We start from the raw sequence: 22,545 nt of genomic DNA, 5'->3' as shown, positions 1-22,545 counted from the left end.
TAGGTGCCGGGCCTCGGCGGGTTTTCCCAGCCCCAACGCAAAATGGCCGGGGCGAAGCCCGGCCATCAGCGATTAAACCTGAATGAAATCGGCTAGCTCAGCTCGCCGCGAATCGGCTCGACCAGGTCGAGGCGCTCCCAGGAGAAGCCGCCGTCGTTTTCCGGCTGCCGGCCGAAATGGCCATAGGCGGCGGTACGCTCGTAGATCGGACGGCTGAGCCCCAAATGCTCGCGAATTGCGCGCGGGCTCAAATCCATCACCTTGCGCAGTACGCTTTCGAGCTTGTCCTCGGGCACGGTCCCGGTGCCGTGCAAGTCCGCATAGAGCGACAGCGGCTGCGACACGCCGATCGCGTAGGCGACCTGCAGCGTGCATTTGTCGGCAAGACCAGCCGCCACCACGTTCTTGGCGAGGTAGCGCGCGGCATAGGCCGCCGAGCGGTCCACCTTGGTCGGGTCTTTGCCGGAGAAGGCGCCGCCGCCATGGGGTGCCGCGCCGCCATAGGTGTCGACGATGATCTTGCGGCCGGTGAGCCCTGCGTCGCCGTCGGGACCGCCAATCACGAAGCGGCCGGTCGGATTGACGTAGAGCGTGGTTTTGCCGTTGACCCAGCCCTCGGGCATCACCTCGTCGATGAAGCCGCGCACGATCTCGGCGATGCGCTCCTGGCTTGCGTCCTCGGAATGCTGGGTGGAGACCACGACGGAGTCGGCGCGCACCGGCTTACCGTCTTCGTAGATCAGCGTCACCTGGCTCTTGGCGTCGGGCCCGAGCTCCGGCGTGCGGCCGGCGTGCCGGCCTTTCGCCATCTCGTGCAGAATACGGTGGGAATAATAGATCGGCGCCGGCATGAGCGGCTCGGTCTCGCGGCAGGCGAAGCCGAACATGATGCCCTGGTCGCCCGCGCCTTCGTCCTTGTCGCTCTCGGTGTCGGCGTCGACGCCCATGGCGATATCGGCCGACTGCTCGTGCAGGTAGTTTTCGAACGTCGCGGTTTTCCAATGAAAACCGTCCTGCTCGTAGCCAATGTCGCGCACCGCGCCCCGCGCGGCGTCTTCGATGGCATCGGAGGTGACGCTTTCGGGTCCGCGCACCTCACCGGCAAGCACGATGCGGTTGGTGGTTACGAGCGTCTCGCACGCCACGCGAGACAGGGGGTCGGCGGCCAGATAGAGGTCCACGACGGCATCGGAAATGCGGTCGCACACCTTGTCGGGATGGCCTTCCGACACGGATTCACTGGTAAAGAGGTAATTTCCTCGGGACATGCTCTCCCCTTTTGGAAAAACGAGTTGGGCCGGGCGCGAATTGGACGGCCCGGTTCTGACAATCGTGGAGCCGGAGGTCAAGTCCCGGCAATTTGCGAGGGAACTAGTTGGTTCCGCTGCCGGCGCTCAAAGCGCGGACCAGATCGACGACGCTCTTGCGGACCTTGGGGTCGCTGATCTTGACGAATGCGCGGTTGAGCTCCAGTCCTTCACGACTGTTCAGGAATTCCAGAATAAAGGCCTCGGAGTCGGGCTCCGCCATGCCGGGAGCCTTGCTCCCGTCGCCCACATAAGGGGCCTCTTCGAAAAAGAACTGCACCGGCACGTCGAGGATCTTGGAGATCTGAAACAACCTGCTGGCGCCGATGCGATTGACGCCCTTTTCGTATTTCTGCACTTGCTGAAACGTCAGTCCCATGCTGTCGCCAAGGCGTTCTTGGCTCATGCCGAGTAACATCCGCCGCAAGCGCACTCGGCTCCCGACATGCGTGTCAACGGGGTTAGGCTTCTTACCTGCCATTGGCGAAATTGATCCTTCAGTTAGTAAAAAGAAGAGGTTGATCAGCGTCTTGGTGGTGGGTCCCCAGCCCGGTTTGGTTCATAGGGGTGGTATATGAACCCGTCAAGTTTGCACCTATGCGCGCACTGCGGCAAACCAGCCACCCAAATATCCCGAGCATCAAAACCAAGATTTCCACCTTTATCCCGAGCGCAGCATAAGTCGTTATCGGGCCCACTTTGGGCAGATTTGCGTCGATGAGGCCTTTCTCGCCGAGCCCGATCTCGGCAAGAACACGTCCCCACGGATCGATCACCGCCGAAATGCCGGTATTTGCCGCCCGCACCGCAGGCAGGCCTTGTTCTACGGCGCGAACCTGGGCCTGATGGAAGTGCTGGTAGGGGCCGGCGCTCGATCCAAACCAGGCATCGTTGGTCACGTTGAGCATCCAGCCGGCCCGCGGGCCCTGGTCGGCGATCTCGTCGGGAAAAATGATCTCGTAGCAGATAAGGGGCCAGACAGGCGGCAGGCCGGGAATATCGAGCAGGCGCGGTCCCGTCCCTTCGCTAAAGCCGCCGCGCACGCCGGTCATCTGCATGAAGCCGAGGCCCTCGAGAAAGTCCTGGAACGGCAGATACTCGCCGAACGGCACGAGGTGCATCTTGTCGTAACTGTCGAGAATTTGCCCGCCATTGCCCACGGCCAAAAGGCTATTGAACACGGCGCGCCCTTCTAGGCGACCGCCTGGGTCCCTCTGGTCGACCACCCGCGCCACGCCGACGAGCAATGTGGTGTCTTGCGGGAGCGCCTCGCCGATCGCCGCAAGCGCATCGGGCGAGTCGCCCAGCAGGAAGGGCAGCGCCGTTTCCGGCCAGATCACGAGGTCCATCTCGTCGAGCCCTTCGGTCCGGGTGAGGTCGAGATATTCGGCGAAGATTTCTGCGCTGTTCTCCGGCCGCCACTTGTCGGCCTGGTCCACATTGGCTTGGACGATGCGAAGGCGCACATCCGTGGTTCCCTCGGGGGCGGATGCGAGCCGGCGCTCGCCCCACACATAGCCCAGTCCCAGCAGCACAAAGAGAATCCCCGCGAGTAAAGCCGCTCCTCTGCTTCGTCCGTTGGCGTTCCAAATCGCCGCGGGGGCCGCAAACAGGAGGACGGCTACCAAACTCAGGGCATAAACGCCGAAAAGCGCGGCGAGTTGCATCAGCGGACCGTTTGTCAGGAGCCCGTAGCCGATCAGGTTCCAGGGAAAGCCGGTCAGCACATGGCCGCGAGCGTACTCGGCCAGGCCGAAAGCGATGGCCAAGGCGAAGACGCGGGCCGGGCCGGGGCGCCAAAGACCCATGGCGAGGACGCACGCCGCCGCAAAGAACAGCGCCATGCCGGCGGGAAGGGCCGTCATGACGAAGGGGATCAGCCAGCCGTGGCGCCAGGGCTCGATCAGGAATGCCTCGGCGACCCAGTAGAGCCCGGAGACAAAGAAGCCGAATCCGAACAAGAAGCCGGTGAGGCCCGCGCATTTCAGGCGGTCGCCAAGCGCCGTGCGCGACCCATGACAGCCGTCGAGCAGCCAGACGAGCCCGCCGAAGCTAACGAAAAGGATCGGCCAGACATGCACCGGCGCGAAGGCCAGCACCGACACCGCGCCAAGGAGCACCGCGACACATGCGCGCTTTACCCCGGTAAGCCCACCCGTCCAGGCTGCCACCCGGGAAACCGGCGATGATGCGCGGCTCAAGACGCGCGCTGACCCGCCTGGCCTTCGGCGGAGGCGGTGTCGAGCTCTTTCGGCAGATGGATTCGTAGCTTCTTGATGCGGCGCGGATCGGCATCCAGCACCTCGAACTCGATTCCGCTTGGGTGATGCACGAGTTCGCCGCGCGCCGGAATGCGCCCCGTAAGGGTGAACACGACGCCGCCCAGCGTATCGATATCCTCTTCCTGCTCGTCGGTGACGAGCTGGACGCCGAGATGCTCCTCCAGATCCTCGACTGGAATGCGGGCGTCGGCGATCAGTCCGAGCCGCGGATCGGTATGGATCATCGGCTCGTCTTCCACGTCGTGCTCGTCGGCGATGTCGCCAACGACCTCCTCGACCAGATCCTCGATGGAGACCAGCCCGTCCGTGCCGCCATACTCGTCGACCACAAGCGCGAGATGGAGCTGCGAGGTCTGCATCTTCAGCAGCAAATCGAGCACGGACATCGACGGGGGCACGTAGATCAGCTCGCGGGCGATTTGGATCGAGCCCACGCTCCGGGCGAGATCGACCTTGCCGAGATCGAGCCTGTCGTCGTCGCCTCCGTTCGCTTCTTCGGTGATCCACGACATGAGGTCGCGGATGTGAATCATGCCGCGCGGATCGTCCAGCGTCTCGCGATAGACCGGCAGGCGCGAATGCTCGGCCTTTCGGAAAAAACGCGCAGCAGTTCCTCGATGGTCACGCTGTCGTCCACCGCGACAATGTCGGCGCGGGGCACCATGACGTCCTCGACCGTAAGAGCGCCGAAGCGCAGGATGCGCAGCAGCATGCTGCGCTCTTGCGCACTCAGCGTGTCGCTCTTGCTGCGGGCCAGCGCGCTCTCGATGAGTTCGCGCAGGTCCGGCTCCTCGCCGAGACCGAAGGTCTGCAACAGGCGATCGAACCAGGTCGAGTCCTCGTCGGCGTTGCGCGCTTGCTCGGTCTCAAGCTCGCGTTCGGGCGAGGGGTTGCTCATCGAGTCACCTCCGCGAGGCCGGCCTCGTCCCCATGTCCATAGGGGTCGGCGATGCCGAGTGAGGCAAGGGCCTCTCTTTCCAGGTCTTCCATCTTATCGGCTTCGGCGTCGTCAAGATGGTCGAAGCCGAGAAGGTGAAGGACGCCGTGAACCACAAGGTGAGAGACGTGATCGGAAAGCGGGATGCCCGCCTGGTCCGCTTCCGCCTTGGCGGTCTCATAGGCAATGGCGACGTCGCCGAGAGCGCCGTCCTCCACGGGCGTGTCGCCCGCCGGAAAGGACAGGACGTTGGTGGGCTCGTCCTTGCCGCGCCAGGTGCGGTTCAGGTCGCGCATCTCCGCGTCGTCGGTCAGTAGGATGGTCGCTTCGTAGGGCGTGGGCCTTGCGGGCAAAGCCTGGGTGAAGGCCGCATGCGCGGCGAGTTCCAGCGTGGCGTCGCTGACCGCGCTGTCGTCCCACGCACCGCCATGGCGCACGACCTCGGCCGCGAGCGTCACCGCTTGCGGAGGTTCCCCGCTGTTGCCACTAGAGCCGTCGTCGCTCATGCGTTTCCCCCGGTCTTCGGAGCAGGCGCCGCGGCGGCCTGCTCGTTGGGGGCGGCCTCGTAGGCCTCGACGATGCGGCCGACGAGTTCCCGGCGCACCACGTCGGACTTGGAGAAGGCGATGTGGCCGATCTCGTCGATCCCGCGCAGGATCTCGATGGCGTCATTGAGGCCGGAGTCCTTGCCGGGCGGCAGGTCGACTTGCGTGGGATCGCCGGTGACGATCATCTTGCTCCCCTCGCCGATACGCGTGAGGAACATCTTCAGTTGCACCGCCGTGCAGTTCTGGGCTTCGTCGAGAATGATCATGGCATGGGAGAGGGTGCGTCCGCGCATGAAGGCAAGGGGCGCGATCTCGATCACGCCCGTATCGAGCCCGCGTTCGACCCGTTCGGGCGCGAGCACGTCATAGAGGGCATCATAAAGGGGGCGCAAATAGGGATCGACCTTCTCGCGCATGTCGCCGGGCAGGAAGCCCAGCCGTTCGCCCGCCTCCACGGCTGGCCGCGACAGGATCAGCCGGTCGCAACGCCCGGCCTCGAGGCAGGCCGCAGCAAAGGCGACGGCGAGATAGGTTTTGCCGGTGCCGGCCGGGCCAGTAGCGAACACGAGGTCGTTCCGCTGAAGGGATTCCAGATAAGCGCTTTGCGCCGGCGTGCGTGCGGTGATCAGGCGCTTGCGCGTCCGGATCTGCTGGGCCTTGGCGTCCGGCGCATCGTCGTCGCCCGTCTCGATGACGCGGGCATGGCGAATGGCGCCCACCACCTCACCCGCGCCGATCATCTCGCCTTGGGCCAAGCGGCCGTAAAGCTGCTCGAGCACGGCCTTCGCGGCGGCGCAGGCCTCGTCCGGCCCGCGCAAGGCCACGGCGTTGCCGTTGACGGTCGCGGAGATGCCGAGCCGATCCTCGAGGACCGCGAGATTTGCGTCATAGTCGCCAAGGAGATCGCGCACGAGCCGGATATCGTCGAAATAGACGACGAGGGGCTCACCGCCCCCGTTGGTTTGCGCCGCGTCTGGACGCGTTGCCGTTGCTGCTCGCCCGCGCGTCAAAGATGGTTTCCGAACGCTGGCCTTGCTGGTCACACGGCCGCCTGAACTGGCTCGCGCCATTCAAATCCCTAATTCATGACACCGGTAAGACTGTTCGGCCCTGCCGCCCGGATGTCAACCTCGGCGATGTGACCTATCAATGCTTCCGGGCCTTCCACATGAACCGCCTGGAGGTAGGGTGAACGCCCGGTGACCTGTCCTGGTTTCCGCCCTTTGCCCTCGAACAGCACCGGCAGGCGGCGCCCTACCACGCTCCGGTCGAAGGCGTGGCGGCTCTCTTCGAGCAGCGCCTGGAGCGCGGCGAGACGTTCTTTCTTGGCCGCTTCAGGCACCTGGTCTTCGAGCTTCGCCGCGGGCGTGCCCGGCCGGGCGCTATACTTAAAGGAGAAGGCTTGGGCAAAGCCGACCCGGCGCACCAGCGAAAGCGTGTCCTCGAAGTCGGCGTCGGTCTCGCCGGGAAAGCCGACAATGACATCGGTGGACAGGGCGAGATCCGGCCGCACGGCACGGATGCGCTCGATCAGCCCCTCGTACTCTTCGGCCGTGTGCTTGCGGTTCATGGCCCCCAGGATGCGGTCGGACCCGGCCTGAAAGGGCAAATGGAGATAGGGCATCAGTTTCTCGTCGTCACCAAACAGTGCGATCAGATCATCGTCCATGTCACGCGGGTGGCTCGTGGTGAAGCGGAGCCGCGCGATGGACGGAATCTCGCCGAGCCGCCGCAACAGCCGCGCGAGGCCCCAAGTGCCACCGCCGGCAGCGTCACCGTGATAGGCGTTCACGTTCTGCCCGAGCAGGGTCACCTCGCGGACGCCGCGCGCGGCAAGCCGTTCGACCTCGGCGACGATCTCGGAAGGGCTACGTGAATACTCCGCGCCGCGCGTGTACGGCACGACGCAGAACGTACAGAACTTGTCACAGCCTTCCTGCACGGTGACGAAGGCGGATGTCTGCCGCTTGCCGGTGGCGCGCTGGGGCAGCGCGGCGAATTTGTCTTGAGCGGGAAACTCCGTTTCGACCGACCGCTTACCGGTCGAAGCCTTTGCAACAAGATCGGCGAGGCGGTGCAGGCTTTGCGGGCCGACCACGATGTCGACCACCGGCGCGCGCGCGATGATCTCCTCGCCCTCGGCTTGGGCGACACAGCCGGCGACCGCCACCATCGTGTCGCGGCCGTGCGCCTTGCGCGCTTCTTTGGTCAAGCGCACGCGGCCGAGTTCGGAATAGACCTTCTCGGCCGCCTTCTCGCGGATATGGCAGGTGTTGAGGATGACCAGGTCGGCGTCGTCCATGGCCTCGGTCAGCTCGAAACCGGCAGGCGCGAGCGCTTCTGCCATGCGCTCGGAATCGTACGCATTCATCTGGCAGCCGAAGGTTTTGATGTGGAGCTTTTTGGGGCTCATCGCCATTTGCCGTTTGTTGGGCCGGAAGGCCCGGTTCGTCAAGTATTCACCGTCACTGATCCAGCATCGTGGCGATCAACTTGGGCGGCTTGCGGGCCGGCATGATCTGCTCGAACGTGCATTGTTTCGGCGCCTTGTCCGGCCGGAACCGCACCAGCTTGGTGCCGTGGCGGAACCTGTCGCCTGTGACGTGGTCGTAGCGGACCTCCACCACGATCTTCGGCTTGACCGGCTCCCATTCGCTGGAACGCTCGGTCGACCACCGGCTCGGCCTCCGGGCGCCTTGCCGTCGAACCCGGAGCGCGATCAAGGCCTCCAGGTTTTTGGTCAGCGCCGGGCGTTCTTTGTCGGTGATGGCCGAGGTGAAGCCGACATGGTCGAGTTGGCCCGCCTCGTTGTAGAGGCCGAGCAGGAGCGAGCCCACCTCTTTGCTGCCGCTAGCGTAGCGGAAGCCGCCCACCACGCAGTCCGCGCTGCGCAAATGTTTCACCTTCAGCATGGCGCGCTCGCCGGGCAGGTAGGGGCCGTCGAGGCGCTTGGCTACGACGCCGTCGAGGGAGGTGCTTGTTCGGCTCAGCCAACGGTCTGCCTCCTTGTGCGAGAGCGTGGCGGGAGAGAGCTTCACGCTGCGGCATGCGCTGACCGACGTGTAGAAAGCCTCGAGCGCGGCCCGACGCTTGGTGAGCGGTTCCTCCACGAGGCTCTTGTTCTTCGCGTCGACCAGCATGTCGAACAGGATGAGAATGGAAGGCGTCTCCGCCGCAAGCTTGGCGACCCGGCTCTCCGCGGGATGAATGCGTTGTTGCAGGGCATCGAATGAGAGCCCGTTGGTGGCTGGAATGGCGAGTTCGCCGTCCAAAACGAAGCATTTCGGCTTGAGCGCCTTCAGGACCTCCACGAGCTCCGGAAAATAGCGCGTCAGCGGCTTTCCCGACTTCGCCCTCAAATCCACGTGGTCGCCGGCGCGGAAAGCGAGGCAGCGAAAGCGTCCCATTTGGGCTCGAACTGCCATTCGCCGTCGTCGGGCAGTTCGCTGACAAGCTTTGCCTCCATGGGTTCCAGGCTGAGGGGGACCGCGAGGTCAGCGAGGGTCAGGGGCGCTGCCATATCTTGCTCCGAGTTGGACACGGGGGAACGCGCGTGCCTCTGAGGCGTTTTTGCGACATCAGGATCAATCGTGGAGAGTAATCATGCCAGCGAAATCGGGAGCCCAACAGAAAGCCGCCGGCGCGGCCCTGTCTGCCAAACGCGGCGAGACGAAAGTGAGCGAATTGAAAGGTGCCTCGAAGAGCATGTACGAGTCGATGTCGGAGAAGGAGCTCGACGAGATGGCCTCGACGAAGCGCAAGGGCAAGCCGGAGCACAAGTCCAAGTCCGACTAGAAGAGGCTATTGCAGCCTTACCGTGACGCTGTCTGCGGCGCCATTCGCGTCCGTCACCGTCAGCCGCACGAAACCCGGCCCGTCCGGCGCAAAGAACAGAGTGCCGGCGCCACGCGCCGTCTCGAACGGCAGACCGTTGACCAGCACGTTGAGCGGCGGCGTGCCGCCCGCGACCTTGATGGCGATGGGATCGAGCCCGGTGCCGTCGGAAGCCAGCATCAGGCTCGCATTGTTTGGGGGAAACACGATGCGGACTTTCGGCCTCATAGCCTCGCCTTGCTCGCCGCGTCCGGCGAAGCGCCGGAGCGGCGGCGGCAATTCCACCGTGCGCGCCGTGACGATGCCCTTCGGCGCCGGCGGCAGCGCCTCCGGCTTTTGCGTCAGTCGCGCGAAGGCATCGAACAGGATCGGCGCTGCGGCCGTGCGGCCCACGAGGCCGGTCACCGGCGCGCCGTCGGGCCGTCCGGTCCAAACACCGACCGTATATTCGCCATCGAACCCGAGCGCCCAGGCGTCGCGATAGCCGTAGCTGGTGCCGGTCTTGAAGGCGATGCGCCCGCCGAGCGCGTTCGGCGGCGGCGGCGCGCCGCGCAACACGTTGCCCACATACCAGGCGGCCACCGGCGCCATCAGGCGCTTGTTCGGGAGATGCGCCGCGCCCGTCCGTTCGTGCAGAGGAGCCACCGTCCCCTGCCGGGCAAGTCCCGAGTAGAGCGCGGTAAGGTCGATCAGCTTCACGCCGATGCCGCCAAGCCCCAGCGCCAAGCCGGCGGTCTCATGGTCCGGCAGCTTCAGGGAAGCGCCCGCTTCCCCGAGACGGGCCAAGAGCCGGTTCGGTCCCACCGCATCGAGCACGGCAACCGCCGGCACGTTGAGCGACAATTGCAGGGCCCGGCGCACCGTGACCGTCCCTTGGAAGCTCTGGTCGAAATTCTCCGGCGCGTAGTCGCCATAGCGGATTGGGCGGTCCTCGATCAGCGTTTCGGGGTGGACCAGCCCGTCCTCGAAACCGAGCCCATAGATAAACGGTTTCAAGGCCGAGCCCGGCGAGCGCAAGGCGCGCGTCAAATCCACCTGGCCCGCGCGGGTCGTATCGAAATAGTCCGGCGAAGCGACCCGGGCCAGGATCTCGCCGGTGTCGTTCTCGACCACGACAATCGCCGCCGACATAGTTTCGCCGAGCGCCGCCGCCCGTTCGCGGGCAAGCTGCTCCAGCCGGCGCTGCAAGCGCCCGTCTATGGTGAGGTGGATGATCTTCGCGCCGGCCGAGGCCGACCGCGCCTCGTCCGCGGCGTGCGGTGCGGAGAGCGGCATGGGCTTGCGCGCATCCGGCACTGGCTCGGTCTTGGCGCTGGCGCGCTCTTCCGCGCTGAAAAGGCCGTCGCCCGCGATGCGATCCAGCACGCGGTTCCGCGCGGCTTGCGCCCGTTCGGGATGCCGGTCGGGACGGCGATACTCCGGCGATTGCGGCAGCGCCACGAGCAGCGCCGTCTCCCCGAGCGTCAGCCGTCGCGGCTCCTTGCCGTAATAGGCGAGCGAGGCGGCGCGGATGCCTTCGAGATTGCCGCCATAGGGCGCGAGCGTGAGGTAGAGCGACAGGATCTGGTTCTTGTCGAGCGCCCATTCGAGCTGAAACGCGCGGACCATTTGCCGGTACTTGGCATAGAGCGAGCGCTCCCGCCGCGGCTCCAGCAGGCGCGCCACCTGCATCGAGATGGTGGAGCCGCCGGAGACGATGTGGCCCTGCGTTACGAACTGATAGGCCGCGCGCATCATGGCCAGCGGATCGACGCCGTGATGGGAGAAGAACCGCTTGTCCTCATAGGCAAGCAACGCCTCGATGAAGCGCGGGTCGACGTCCGCTTGCGTGGCCGGAAGCCGCCAGCGGCCCTCGTCCGTCAAATAAGCGCGCAACAGCTTGCCGTCGCGGTCGAGCACCGTGGTGGAATATTCGAGGTCTCTCCCCAAGGCCGGCGGCCCGAAGGTGTCGACAAGCCCGGCAAGCGCGCCCGCAGCAATTGCCGCGAGCCACAACGCCCCGATCGCGGCAAAGGTGGTGCGTCGCGTGAGCCGGCTCATTTGCGCGCGGTCACCTTGACGGTGCCGGTGCCCGTGCGGCCGAACCGGTCGGGACTGTACATGTCCTCGACCACCGCCTGCGGCAGCACGTAATCTCCGGGCGAGACCGCGCGCACCACATAAGCCACGCGGTAGACCACGGGACTGTCGGCCTTGCGTTCGAACGCGGCAACGAACCGGTCGTCGCGGAAGGCGGTGTGCTCAGGGGTGGCAGCCTGGCCGATCCAAGAGAGTCCGCCGGTATCGGCCGAGGACACGAGCTTCGGATTGTCGATCTCAAAGCCGGCCGGCACATAGTCGGTAAGCGCCACGCGGGCGAATTGCGGCTTCGCCTCCGTGACGGTGAGCAGCACCACGTAGCGCTCATTTTGCGTGGCCGTGGCCATGTCCACCTCTTCGCCGTCGAGCGTGTGGAAGGTCCGCTCGAGCGCAAAGCCGTGATCGGCGGCGGGTTCAGGCGTGGTCGGTGCGCCGCTGACCGAGACCACCGCGTCGACGGGCGTGTCGCCGGTATTGGTCACGGTTACCGGATTGATGCCGAGATCCTCTTCGCTGAAGGATCGGTAGAGCGGGCCAAGCTGACCGCCTTCGGCGCCGCTTCCTTCCTCGATCGTCAGGCTGACACCTTGCTGACCGAGGGCGCGGGCGGCGAGCACCAGCCAGGCGTCTTCCTGCGTCGAGGTGTAGGTCACGGCGTCGCGCGCCACGCCGATCTGCCGCGTGGCGCTGACCAGGATCGGCTTGCCGGCATCTCCTTCGGCCGCGAGCGTGACCACCGCGGCCGCATCGCGCAGGCGCGAACCGAAATCGACACGGCCCCTTCGTTCGGCTTTTCCTCCGCAGCGCGCCGGCGCTACGCGGAACGCCTTCTCGGCGCGGGTCTTGTCGCCGAGCATGGCCAGCGCCGCGCCGATCTCCGCTTGCGCCGTCGGCGTGCCGAGTTTGTCGAGCTTCACGTCGGCGATGTAGCGGAGGTCGCCCACGGGCGCCATGCCATTGCGCGCCAGAACGTAGAGCGCATAGGACAGCGCGAGCCCGCCATCGGTGGAGACGTCGGGTGCGGTGCTCACATAGTTGCGCAAGCGGCTCAGCGCGAGCTTGAAGCGGTCGTCCGGGACGGCGTGACCATTGGCGCGCGCGCGCGTCAAAAAGTCGGTGACATATGAATCGAGCCAGGCGTCGCTGCCGCCGGGCGACCACAAGCCGAACGCGCCCTCATAGCCTTGACGCGCCAGCACGGTTTCGATCGCCTTGGTGATGCGTTTGTCGACATTGGCATCCGCGGCGAGCTTCGCGTCGAGCGCCATGTCGTTGACATAGAGCAGCGGCAGCGCGCGGCTCACGATCTGCTCGGTGCAGCCAAGCGGATAGCGGTCGAGTGCGGCGAGCAGGCTCGCCACGTCGAGTGCCGCGGTCGGCGTGACCGATAGTGCCAGTTTCCCGGTGCCCGGCACGAGATTGGCGAACACGTCGTTGGAAAGCGTGATGCTTTGCCCGGGTTCGAGCGCCTTCACGGTGCGCCGCGCCAGGATCTGCGTCGCCGGGTTCACGGTGAGCGCGTAACGCCGCGTCACCTCGAAATCCTCCGGCCCCGTCACCGTGACGTCGACCGTCCCATTGCCGACGCCGAGCGCCGAGACTTTGAAGGTCGCCGCGCCGCGCGTCTTGGCATCGAGCGAGACGGATGTATCGGCATTGGCGACGCTCAGCGGACCGGCGGCCGACACCGCAATCTGGTAGTTTCCGCTCGCGCCTTCCACATTGTCGAGATCGAGGCGCAGCGTGGATGTGTCGCCCGTGAGCAGGAAGCGCGGCAGCGTGGCGCTGACCACCACGGGATCGCGTACGACCACATCGCCCGAGCCGTGCCCGACCTGATTCTTATTCCAGGCGACGGCCATGACGCGGACAGTTCCCGTAAAGGCCGGGATGTCGAATTTCACCTCCGCAGTGCCGTCTTCGCCGACGGTGACGATGCCCGAATAGAGCGCGAGCGGGGGCTGCGTCGGCGGGTTGCCTTGCAACACCCCGCCGGAGTCGCCGCCGGTGCGGATTTGCCCGCGCGCCCCTTGCATGCCGTCGATGAGCTGACCGTAAAGGTCGCGGACCTGCACCGAGAGCTGCCGCTGGCCGAGATAGAACTCGTCAGGGTTCGGCGGCTCGTAACCGGTGAGATTGAGAATGCCCACGTCGACGGCCGCCACCACGATGCGCGCCTGGTCGCCGGCGGCAAGATTGGCGAGCCTTACCGGCACGCGCAATGTCGTCTCGGGTCTGATGAGATCGGGCAGGTCGAGGTCCACGCCGATCGTGTGCGCGACCCGGTCCACGCTGAACCACTGCACGCCGATGGCGCGGCCCGGCATGCGCTTCTCCGCCGCGTCGAGCGGCCGGCGCAAGGTTGCCAGCACCGTAGCGCCGGTGCCCCAATCATCGCCCACCGTGAGCGGCAGCTTCACCAGCCCCGCCACTACGTCCGTGGTGGTCTGGGTGATGAGCCGGTCGCCGATCACCGACAGCGTCACGGTGCCGGCGCTGCGCGCGGTCACGGCCACGGTCATGGTGTCGCCCGGCGCGTAGCCATTCTTGTCGAGGGCGATCTCCAGAAGGTCCGGCGTGTCGGCGGATGCGTCGGCGTACCAGCCGGAGTCGAAGCCGTAAGTGGTGAGCGGGCCTTGCGGGTCGTTGGTTTCCACCTCGAGCCGGTAGCGGCCCCAACTCACCGGCACCTCGATCTGGCCCGGCTGCGTCGCGCCCACGTCGATCGTACCGTCCGCCACCCGGCGGGTGACCTTGATGGGCTCGTAGTTCCAGCTGCCGTATTGCCGGTACCATTGATATTTGGACTCGATGCGCAGGAGCTGCCATTTCAGCCCCTTCGCGGCCACCTGCATGCCGTCCGGCGCGGCCATCACCACGTTGAACTTGGCGATGTCCTGGTCGCCGAGAGACGAGCCTTTGAACAGCGGCTTCACGCCGATCATGTCGGACCGGGGCGTAACCGGCAGTTTGAGTTCGTGCTCGACGGCGCGGCCGCCGGGCTCGGCAAGCCGCACCACGACCGTGGCCTCGAGCGGTCTGCCTGAAGCGGGGATCTCGCCGAGCGCGACCGCGAAGGTCGCTTTGCCCTCAGCGTCGGTCTCGGGCAGGTCGGCGAGCGGGAAGCTCTCGGAGGAAAAGCTGTCGTCCGGATTGCGCGTCGCAACCAAACACGTAGCCGGCAAAGCCGGGCGTTCGCTGGTGGCGGCGATCTTCAACTCCCCGTCGATCGGCAGCCCGGAGGCCGGTGCGCCATAAAGGAAACGTCCATCAAGGGCGATCTCGGCGGGGCTCGAAGGCGACAGGGCCTTGGCGCCGGTCGAGATGTCGAACTCGAGCCGCTCCGGCACATAGTCCTCGACCAGGAAGCTCGTCTTGCCGACGGGGGAAGCCTTGGGGTCGGAATAAACCTCGACCCGGTACGTGCCTGTCGGCGCCGAGGAAATCAGCGCCACGTCGAGGGCGCGGCCGCCGAGCCCCTCGTCGGGCACCACGGCGCGGCGATATTCGATGCCGTCGGGACGCTCGACCACCAGCGTCAGGGGAACGCCGGGCACGGCGATACCGGCGGCGTCGCGCAACAAGGCCGTGATGTGCACCGTCTCGCCGGTACGGTAGACACCGCGCTCGGTGAACACGAAGGCGTCGAGGCCCTTGGGCGCCTCGCGTCCGGCGACGCCCCGGTCGGTCAGGTCGAAGCCGGATTGCTTGAGATTGAGAAAGGCGTAGTCGCCGTCGGTCCCCGAAGCGACGAGCATCGCCGGCGACAGACCGCCTTCGCCCCGCGCCCAACCGGGTGCGAACGTGACCGCGCCTTTGTCGTCGGTCGCCGCCGTTGCCAGCACTTCGTTGTTCCGCGCGATCAGACGAACCTCGACACCCGGCAAAGGCGCCGTGCTTGCGAGCGAGTTGACGAAAGCGTGGACGCCGTCGGTGCCGGAATAGGCCGTAAGACCGAAATCGGAGACGACGAACCACTGCGTGGTCCGCTCGCCGTACTCGTCCGCCCGGCACGTCGGCGGGGTTGGCGGCGAGGAGATAGCGCCCGGCGCCATCTCAGGCACCGCCTCGCCAATCGGGAAAGCGGTGGTGACTTCTTTATTGAGCTCCTGCGTGACCGCGAGTTCGCCGCTCCAGACTTCTTGACCTTTTTCGTCAGCGACGGTCTCCAGATCGTACGCGTAGAGATTGCGCTGGAAATCGTAGCTCAGCACGTTGCCGAGCAGGTTGCGGTCGCCGATCCGGTAGATCGTCACGTCGAGTAGCCCGGTGTTGACGGACACGAGCGGAATGCCCCGCTGCCCGGTGCTCGGCAGCACATAGGCCTTGCCAGCGAGCCGCACCGACGGCTTCCGGTCCCGCACATAGATCGTGAATTCCGCGTCCTTCAGCAGGTCCTCGTGCACCATTGAGGGCAATCCCTCGCGCAAGGTGACGTCATAGGTCTCGCCGTGCTTCAGCCCCTCGACACAAAGCTGCTGGTCGTCCGCCGAGAGCGCCGGCTTGTCCTGTCCCGCCACGGAGACGAATGGCGAGAAGTCCGCGCGCTTCAGCAAAGGTTCGGTGAATTGGAAGCAGGCGCGTGGGGACGCCGCGTCGGAATCCACGCTGAAATCGGCGACGCGGAAAGCGTACTTCTCGCGGAGCTGGTCGTAGGTGACCTTGAGGCCCTGATTGTCGTCGAGCGTGAGCGCAAGATGCAGCGCGTTCAGCGCCGGGCGCCAATCGCCGCCTTTGCCGAAGGCGGTTGCGAGCGTAGCCAGGCCCGCGGCTTCTTGCTTCGGCGTCGTCGCCCGGCGATAGGCGACATAGGCGGCGGTACGGGCATTGCGATAGCGGACGCTGCCGTCGTCCGTTTCGTCCGGGGGGATGGCGAGCCAGATATCGGCCAGTCGGCGCCAGGCCGTGGAGTCGTCGGGCGCCACGGTGACGATCTGCCCATAGGTGAAAGCGGCGCCCTCGAGATCCTGCTTTCTCAGTTGGACGGCAGCCTGCTCCTTCAGCTTGATGACCGGAAGCGCGACCGTGCCCGACTCGTTCTTGAGGTCGGCTGCGAGGGTGATCGCGGCCTCGTCGAGCGCGTCGTCTTGGAAAGCTTTGTCGTCGGCGGAAGCGGGGATGGAGACGAAAATCAACAACGCGGCGGCAAGGCCAGCGCGGAACCAGGCGACCATGGATGTCCTCCAAGCGCCCAACCCTCGGCGGCAGGCGGGCGACTTCCGCATGGTAATGGAGCATCATGACGGAAGCCAGAGCCTCGCTAAAAGGCTCAAACTCGAACGGCGGGGGCGGCGCTACGCCGCGCTCACGATCTCCCGGGCGATATTGGCGAACTCCCCGCGCACCCATTGGTGGCATTCGTCACGGTCATAGCTCGAATGCCACATGAGCCTTAAGGGGAGATCCACGGGCGGCACCGGCTGGGCGATGCGCGCCAGGCCGAATTGCTTCTCCAGGACCGCCGCGAGCGAAGAGGGAAGCGTCAACAGCGCGTCGCCGTTCAAGACCACGAGCACGCCCACGAGCACCGAGGAGACCTGGGAGGAGACATTGCAGCTGAGCCCTTCGCCCCTGAGCGCCTGATCCAACAGCGTGAGCGTCGGCAGCGTGTTGACCGCCACATGGTCGGCGGCCGCGAAGGTGGCGGCCTTGGGCCTGCGTTTGATGAAAGGATGATCCGGTCCCGCCAAGGTGGCGAGCGTGTCGTCGAACAGCCTGGCCACGCGCACGTCCGGCGCGGCCACCGGCGCCCCTTCGATGTCGATGACGAAGTGGCTGCGGGCGTTGCGCAGCGAATCGATATTTTCGTCGCGATGGGACGGCGTCCAGCTCACATGCACATTCGGGGCGAGCGATTGGAGGCGTTTGCGTAACGGCTCAACCAAAATGAGCTCGCCCGCTTCGCTCGATGCTGCGGCAAACTCGCGCACGGAAAGCGACGGATCGAAGGGTTTGCTCGGCCTCAGCAGGCTTTCCATACCGGCGAGGATGACGTGAACCGTGGGCGCAAGCTCCAGCGCTTGGCTGTTGGGACCAGGCGTTGTCCGGCCCGCACGAAGAGCTCATCGTTGAAAATTTCGCGGAGTTTAGCCAGTGCGTGGCTGATGGCCGACGCGCTCCGCCCCAGTCTCTCCGCGGCCCGGGTCACGCTCGCATCCACCAAGAGGGCGTCGAGAGTCACGAGCAGATTGGCGTCGACCTCTTTAAGATGCATTTTGCTCAACTATTCGGCTGAAAAGAGTTCAGTACGCTCATGTTAGGCGCTGGGCTAGTGTCTTGGCAAGACATTCGGCCGCCCAGCCCGAATGTCTGGAGCGTCTGAGCCCGAGCCTGGACGCTTCCTCATCTCAACCTTGCGGCGGCCCAAAGGTCCCGGCTGGCGGGCCGCCGCATTCTTCCCGCCTTCGGGCGGTTTTGAGGGGGAAAACCGGGAAAGGGCCTAACGCGAAGTGCCAAGGGCCGAGCTACAAACAAAAGGGATGACGATGTTCCGAGGACCGATGACTGTTCTGCCGGCCGCCGCGATGGCGTTCGGCTTTTTCTGCTTTTCGCCCGCTTTGGCCGCTGACGGCACCAAGGACGTGCTGAAGACCTATGCCGACATCGCGCAAGCTGGGTACGAGGATTCACTCGAGACCGCCAAGACGATGCATCTGGCGATCAACGAGTTTCTGTCCGAGCCGACCGAGCCTAATCTGCGCGCCGCACGCGCCGCTTGGATCGCCGCTCGGATCCCGTACATGCAGACCGAGGCCTATCGCTTCGGCAATGCCATCGTCGATGATTGGGAGGGCAAGGTGAATGCCTGGCCGCTCGATGAGGGTCTGATCGACTACGTCACCGAAGTTTACGGCGCCGAGTCGCCGGAGAACGAGCTCTACGTCGCCAATGTCATCAAGAACGTCTCGCTGACCATGGGCGGCAAGAAGATCGACACCTCCAAGTTCACCAAGGAACTGCTCGCCGACGAGCTGCAGGAGGCCGGCGGCGTGGAGGCGAATGTCGCGACCGGCTATCACGCGGTCGAGTTCCTGCTTTGGGGCCAAGACCTGAACGGCACCGACGCGGCGCCGGCAATCGTCCCGCCAACGGACTTCGACACCAAGAACTGCAGCAATGGCAATTGCGCCCGGCGCGCCGAGTATCTGAGCACCGTTACCGACTTGCTGGTCGACGATCTCGCTTGGATGGCCGAGCAGTGGGCCGCTGGCGGCGATGCCCGCAAGGGTGTCGGGGACGGCGAGGAAGGTCTCACCACCATCATGACCGGCCTCGGCTCACTGTCATATGGCGAGCTGGCTGGCGAGCGCATCAAGCTCGGCCTCATGATCCACGATCCGGAGGAGGAGCACGATTGCTTCTCGGACAACACTCACGCGTCTCACTTTTTTGACGCGCTCGGCATCCGCAATGTCTATCTCGGACGCTATCGCCGCGCCGACGGCTCGTTTGTTGGTGGCGCCAGCGTTTCCGATCTGGTCAAGGCAAAGGACCCGAAGGTTGACGCCGAGGTGCGCGCCAAGCTCGACGCCACCATGGACGCCATGAACGTGCTGTATCTTCGGGCCCTGACCACGGAGTCCTACGACCAGATGATCGGAGAGGGGAACGATGAAGGGAACAAGGTCGTCCAGGACGTGGTCGACGCTCTTCTCGGTCAGACCAAGGCCATCGAGCGCGCCGTGGCGACCCTGGACCTGAAGTCCATCGAGTTCGAAGGCTCCGACAGCCTCGACGCACCGGAAAAGGTTGGAGCAGCCGAATGATGACCAAGCCCCGTTGACGCGGGGATGAATGTCGGCCTACGTTATAATATAACAATCGTAGGCCAAAACTGAGCAGAGAAAGCCTCGGGGGCTGACAACATGACGAAGAACACACTGCTATCGGGCGACCGACCACCACACGCTACGACCACGTGGATGGGACGGCTCGCCACCAAGCTCGCTAAGCCGGCGGCCGTGGCGTCCATTCTGGCCGTATCGATCATGGCCATGCCGGGCGGCGCTGGCAAATTGCGGCGTCAGCCCGACGGGCATTCCGGACGACGCGCTTGTACCCCTCGATGTGGCGGCGCCCGCAAGGGACTTGCCAATGCCGGCATTCAGGTCGGCGGCGCCTATTATGCGGAGCCGTTCTACAATTGGGGCGGCATCGACCAAGGCGGCGAATATATGGGTGTGCTCGAGCTCTATATGGACGCCGATATGAAGAAGCTCGGTCTCTGGGACGGCTTGTGCTTCCATGCCAACGGCTTCCAGATTCACGGAAACTCCATCACGGGCGCCAATATCGGCGGCCTGATGCCCGTCACGAGCTTTGAGGCGCTGCCTGCCACGCGTCTGTTCGAGCTGTGGCTCGAGCAGCACCTGTTCAATGACACGGTGTCGATCAAGGTCGGTCAGCTCGCCGCCGACGAGGAGTTCTTCGCGGCCGATGGCGGCGGGTTCTTCATCAACGGCACCTGGGGTTGGGCGCCGATCGCGGCCGAGAACAACCCGGGCGGCGGTCCGGCCTATCCGCTGGCCACCCCTGGTGTGCGTGTCGCGGTGACACCGACCGAGAACACCAACGTCATGGTCGGCGTCTACAACGGCGATCCGTCTCCCGCTTGCGCGGCCGACGATCCGCAGATCTGTAACCCCCACGGCCTCGAGTTCGAGCTCGACGACGATCCGCTGCTCATGATCGAAGGCGCCTACAATTACGACCTGGCCGGCGGCCGGCTTCCCGGCACCATCAAGATCGGTGGCTGGAACCATTTCGGCGACTTCGTGGACAACCGTGTCGACGTCGGTGGCGATCTGGTCGTCGTCACGGGCAACTCCGGCAAGCCGCTCGACAACGACCACGCGCTCTACATCATCCTGGATCAGCTGTTGTGGCGTGTGCCGGGCAGCGAGGACGCGCAAGGTGTCGGCATGTTCCTCCGCTTCGCCGCGCCCCCGACGACCGGAACCTGGTCGACGTCTACTTTGACGGTGGCCTGACCTTCACCGGCATGATCCCGGGCCGTCCCAACGATGCGCTTGCGATCGGATATGCCTATACCGGCATCTCCAACGACGTGACGGCCAATGACATCACGCTCGGTGAGCCGGGGCCGCGCCGCGAGGAGCAACTCATCGAAATCGCCTATACGATGGAGATCATGAACGGTTGGACTCTCCAGCCCGACTTCCAGTACATCATGAACCCGTCCGGAGATCCCGGCCAGGACGATGCCACTGTCATCGGGGCACGCAACACGTTCACGTTCTAATGCGAAACGAGTGCATAGATCTGACTTAGTAAACTGCGTACGTCAGTCCCCACGAGCGCCGTCGAGCCAGGCAAGAGTCTGGCTTGGCGGTGCGCTCGTATTGGGCGCGTGCCTGCCGTTGCTTGCCGGCGCGGCCACAACCTTTGCGACCGGCAAGGACGAGGGGATTGAGGCGCTGCTGGCGCCGACTTCCGATTTCACCAGGCTTGAGCAAAACGAGGATATGCCCGGCGGGGGCGCCACCTCGCGCGGCTCCACCGACACCTCGAATGCCTTTTCGCTGTCCTCCGGCAATATGAGCTTCCGCAAGGAGCTCGACTCAAGATCGGCAACAGCATCTTTCGCCGGCTCTGGGTCTCGGCGCCCGCCTCCACGGATTCCGCCGATGGGCTCGGGCCGCTATTCAACTCGCGCGGCTGCCAGAACTGCCACCTGAAGGACGGACGCGGCCACCCGCCGCTGTCGGAGGACGTGCCCGACAATACGGGCTCCATGCTGGTCCGGCTCTCGGTGCCCGCCATGACCGAGGAGGAGCACGACCGGCTCGCCGCCCATAGCGTCAACACGTTGCCGGATCCGACCTATGGCGGCCAGTTGCAGGATTTCGCCATTCAGGGCTTCAAGGCCGAGGGCAAGCTCGACATCGACTATGAGGAGAAGCCGGTCACGCTGGCCGGTGGAGAGACCGTCAGCCTGCGCCATCCCACATACGAGATTGCCGACCTCGGATACGGGCCCATGCGCCCCGACGTCATGATCAGCCCAAGGGTTGCCCCGCAAATGATCGGCCTCGGACTGCTCGAAGCCGTGCCGGAGGACCAAATCCTGGCATATGCCGACCCGGACGACGAAGACGGCGACGGCATTTCGGGCAAGCCAAACCGCGTCTGGTCGCGCGAGCACGAGAAGGTGATGCTCGGCCGCTTCGGCTGGAAGGCGGGCGTGCCGACCATCGCCCAGCAATCCGCAGAGGCGTTCGCCGGCGATATCGGCATCTCAACCACGATGGTGCCGTTCAACGCGGGCGACTGCACCAAGAAGCAAGCGGAATGCCTCAATGCGCCGTCGGGCGCTTCGCCAAAATATCAGGACGTCGAGGTGGGCGATGAATTGTTCGATCTTGTCACGTTCTATTCCCAGAACCTCGCGGTGCCCAAGCGGCGGAACCCGGACGACCCGGAAATTCTGAAAGGCAAGGCCCTGTTCTACGAAGCGGGCTGTGTGAAGTGCCACCGGCCCAAGTTGGTTACGGGCAAAGTGCCGGATCAGCCGCATCTGTCGAACGAGCTGATCTATCCCTACACCGACATGCTGCTGCATGACATGGGCGAAGGATTGGCCGACAACCGTCCGGAGGGTGCGGCGAGCGGTACCGAATGGCGCACGGCGCCGCTGTGGGGCATCGGCTTGACCGAGACCGTGAGCGGGCACACCCTGTTCCTGCATGACGGGCGCGCCCGCAATCTCACCGAGGCGATCCTCTGGCATGGCGGCGAGGCGCAAGGCGCGCGCGATGCCTTTGCCGAACTGTCGAAGGAAGACCGCGCCCGCCTGCTTGCCTTCGTGAACTCGCTGTAAGGGGCCTTATGAGGTCAATTGTCCTTGGTTTCGTTTTTCTCTGCATCGGCGCGCAAACGGCGCATGCCGAGACCGACCACACGGCCATCGCACAGGACGCGCTGACCAAAGTCATCCGTCCCGGCTACAACGATTTCGAAACGAAAGCCGGAGCCCTCAAGGAAAAGACCGAGACTCTGTGCGCGAAGCCGTCGGAGGCTGCGCTCGAGGCGGCGAAAGTGGCGTTCGCCGCCGCCGTCGAAAGCTGGAGCAAGGTCGAGATCTTCAGGTTCGGCCCGGTCAACCAGGCACACCGCTATGAGCGGCTGTTCTTCTGGCCGGACCCGAAAGGCATCGGCCTGCGTCAGGTTCAGAGGACGCTTCTGAAGAAGGACGAGACGGTGACCTTGCCGGACAGGCTTGTAGAGAAGAGTGTCGCGCTTCAGGGCTTGCCCGCACTCGAATATCTCCTCTACGGCAAGGGCGCCGAGGACCTGACGAGCGGCGATCCGGAGACCGGCTTTCGCTGCAATTTCGCCTTGAGCGTCGCGACGGGCATCGAACGGATCGCCGTCGCCGTCGCCGAGGATTGGCGCGAGGGCTCGGCTTACAGCAAGACGTTTCTTACGCCGGGTCCGAACGATCCGCTCTACCGCGCGCCGAAGGACGTGACGCTCGAACTGTTCAAGGCGTTCAGCGGGGGCATCGAGCTCGTGCGCGACCAGAAGCTCGGCAAGCC

The 22,545-nt window shown here is 65.1% G+C and carries 19 protein-coding genes and 1 pseudogene; 6 read left to right on the top strand and 14 right to left on the bottom strand.

Annotated elements, in window-relative coordinates; genetic code table 11:
* Positions 1-92 precede the first annotated feature (92 nt).
* The 10 genes from metK to AUC71_RS20650 all read right to left on the bottom strand — a co-directional run bounded on the left by metK (position 93) and on the right by AUC71_RS20650 (position 8,594).
* The gene (metK, locus tag AUC71_RS02135; protein WP_069622945.1) at positions 93-1,268 is read right to left on the bottom strand and encodes a methionine adenosyltransferase; all 1,176 of its coding nucleotides are present in this window, start codon (positions 1,266-1,268) and stop codon (positions 93-95) included.
* A 103-nt stretch (positions 1,269-1,371) separates the two neighbouring features.
* Positions 1,372-1,788, bottom strand: coding sequence for a helix-turn-helix domain-containing protein (locus tag AUC71_RS02130; RefSeq protein WP_069622944.1), 417 nt, complete (start codon positions 1,786-1,788; stop codon positions 1,372-1,374).
* Positions 1,789-1,804: 16 nt separating this feature from the next.
* The gene (lnt, locus tag AUC71_RS02125; protein ID WP_069622943.1) at positions 1,805-3,427 is read right to left on the bottom strand and encodes an apolipoprotein N-acyltransferase; all 1,623 of its coding nucleotides are present in this window, start codon (positions 3,425-3,427) and stop codon (positions 1,805-1,807) included.
* 77 nt (positions 3,428-3,504) lie between these two features.
* Positions 3,505-4,161 (bottom strand): transporter associated domain-containing protein, encoded by a 657-nt coding sequence (locus AUC71_RS18405; RefSeq protein WP_425283344.1) that lies wholly within the window; start codon positions 4,159-4,161, stop codon positions 3,505-3,507.
* On the bottom strand, positions 4,119-4,487 hold the full coding sequence (locus AUC71_RS18400) for a hypothetical protein (RefSeq protein ID WP_069622941.1): 369 nt from the start codon (positions 4,485-4,487) through the stop codon (positions 4,119-4,121). Before AUC71_RS18400 ends, AUC71_RS18405 begins: the two co-directional genes overlap by 43 nt.
* A complete protein-coding gene (gene ybeY / locus AUC71_RS02110) occupies positions 4,484-5,032 on the bottom strand; it encodes an rRNA maturation RNase YbeY (RefSeq protein WP_083237999.1) in 549 nt (182 codons plus the stop codon). The genes AUC71_RS18400 and ybeY overlap by 4 nt, the downstream gene beginning before the upstream one ends.
* Complete coding sequence (locus tag AUC71_RS02105) at positions 5,029-6,144, bottom strand: PhoH family protein (protein ID WP_083237998.1); 1,116 nt, start codon at positions 6,142-6,144, stop codon at positions 5,029-5,031. The genes ybeY and AUC71_RS02105 overlap by 4 nt, the downstream gene beginning before the upstream one ends.
* An 8-nt stretch (positions 6,145-6,152) precedes the next feature.
* A complete protein-coding gene (gene miaB / locus AUC71_RS02100; protein WP_425283343.1) occupies positions 6,153-7,445 on the bottom strand; it encodes a tRNA (N6-isopentenyl adenosine(37)-C2)-methylthiotransferase MiaB in 1,293 nt (430 codons plus the stop codon).
* 94 nt (positions 7,446-7,539) lie between these two features.
* Positions 7,540-8,439 (bottom strand): ATP-dependent DNA ligase, encoded by a 900-nt coding sequence (locus AUC71_RS02095; protein WP_244500756.1) that lies wholly within the window; start codon positions 8,437-8,439, stop codon positions 7,540-7,542.
* Positions 8,430-8,594, bottom strand: a complete 165-nt coding sequence (locus tag AUC71_RS20650) for a hypothetical protein (protein ID WP_244500755.1) — start codon at positions 8,592-8,594, stop codon at positions 8,430-8,432. The genes AUC71_RS02095 and AUC71_RS20650 overlap by 10 nt, the downstream gene beginning before the upstream one ends.
* A gap of 83 nt (positions 8,595-8,677) precedes the next feature.
* On the opposite strand from AUC71_RS20650, the gene AUC71_RS02090 reads away from it, so the two are divergent.
* Positions 8,678-8,869, top strand: a complete 192-nt coding sequence (locus AUC71_RS02090) for a DUF3008 family protein (RefSeq protein WP_069622938.1) — start codon at positions 8,678-8,680, stop codon at positions 8,867-8,869.
* Between the two features lie 6 nt (positions 8,870-8,875).
* On the opposite strand, the gene pbpC is transcribed toward AUC71_RS02090, so the two are convergent.
* The 4 genes from pbpC to AUC71_RS22500 all read right to left on the bottom strand — a co-directional run bounded on the left by pbpC (position 8,876) and on the right by AUC71_RS22500 (position 17,201).
* A complete protein-coding gene (gene pbpC, locus AUC71_RS02085) occupies positions 8,876-10,948 on the bottom strand; it encodes a penicillin-binding protein 1C (protein WP_069622937.1) in 2,073 nt (690 codons plus the stop codon).
* Complete coding sequence (locus AUC71_RS02080) at positions 10,945-16,161, bottom strand: alpha-2-macroglobulin family protein (protein ID WP_069622936.1); 5,217 nt, start codon at positions 16,159-16,161, stop codon at positions 10,945-10,947. The genes pbpC and AUC71_RS02080 overlap by 4 nt, the downstream gene beginning before the upstream one ends.
* A 120-nt stretch (positions 16,162-16,281) precedes the next feature.
* On the bottom strand, positions 16,282-16,965 hold the full coding sequence (locus AUC71_RS02075) for a LysR substrate-binding domain-containing protein (RefSeq protein WP_069622935.1): 684 nt from the start codon (positions 16,963-16,965) through the stop codon (positions 16,282-16,284).
* On the bottom strand, positions 16,950-17,201 hold the full coding sequence (locus AUC71_RS22500; RefSeq protein ID WP_069622934.1) for a LysR family transcriptional regulator: 252 nt from the start codon (positions 17,199-17,201) through the stop codon (positions 16,950-16,952). Before AUC71_RS22500 ends, AUC71_RS02075 begins: the two co-directional genes overlap by 16 nt.
* A 286-nt stretch (positions 17,202-17,487) precedes the next feature.
* Here AUC71_RS22500 and AUC71_RS02065 point away from each other — a divergent pair, with 286 nt between their 5' ends.
* The 5 genes and pseudogenes from AUC71_RS02065 to AUC71_RS02045 form a co-directional block, all read left to right on the top strand.
* Positions 17,488-18,753 (top strand): imelysin family protein, encoded by a 1,266-nt coding sequence (locus AUC71_RS02065; protein WP_069622933.1) that lies wholly within the window; start codon positions 17,488-17,490, stop codon positions 18,751-18,753.
* Positions 18,754-18,852: 99 nt separating this feature from the next.
* A pseudogene (locus AUC71_RS19105) lies at positions 18,853-20,249 on the top strand (carbohydrate porin).
* Positions 20,250-20,349: 100 nt separating this feature from the next.
* Entirely contained in the window at positions 20,350-20,685 is a 336-nt protein-coding gene (locus tag AUC71_RS20645; protein ID WP_244500754.1) for a hypothetical protein, read from the top strand.
* The gene (locus tag AUC71_RS02050) at positions 20,574-21,827 is read left to right on the top strand and encodes a di-heme oxidoreductase family protein (RefSeq protein WP_342021611.1); all 1,254 of its coding nucleotides are present in this window, start codon (positions 20,574-20,576) and stop codon (positions 21,825-21,827) included. Before AUC71_RS20645 ends, AUC71_RS02050 begins: the two co-directional genes overlap by 112 nt.
* 8 nt (positions 21,828-21,835) lie before the next feature.
* Positions 21,836-22,545: imelysin family protein (locus AUC71_RS02045; protein ID WP_162273645.1), on the top strand; the 710-nt coding region annotated here is incomplete at its 3' end.

It is taken from the genome of Methyloceanibacter marginalis (assembly GCF_001723295.1).
GTDB lineage: Bacteria > Pseudomonadota > Alphaproteobacteria > Rhizobiales > Methyloligellaceae > Methyloceanibacter > Methyloceanibacter marginalis.
The sequence above is the reverse complement of the archived record's forward strand: the minus strand, read 5'-3'. Positions and strand labels throughout refer to the sequence as shown.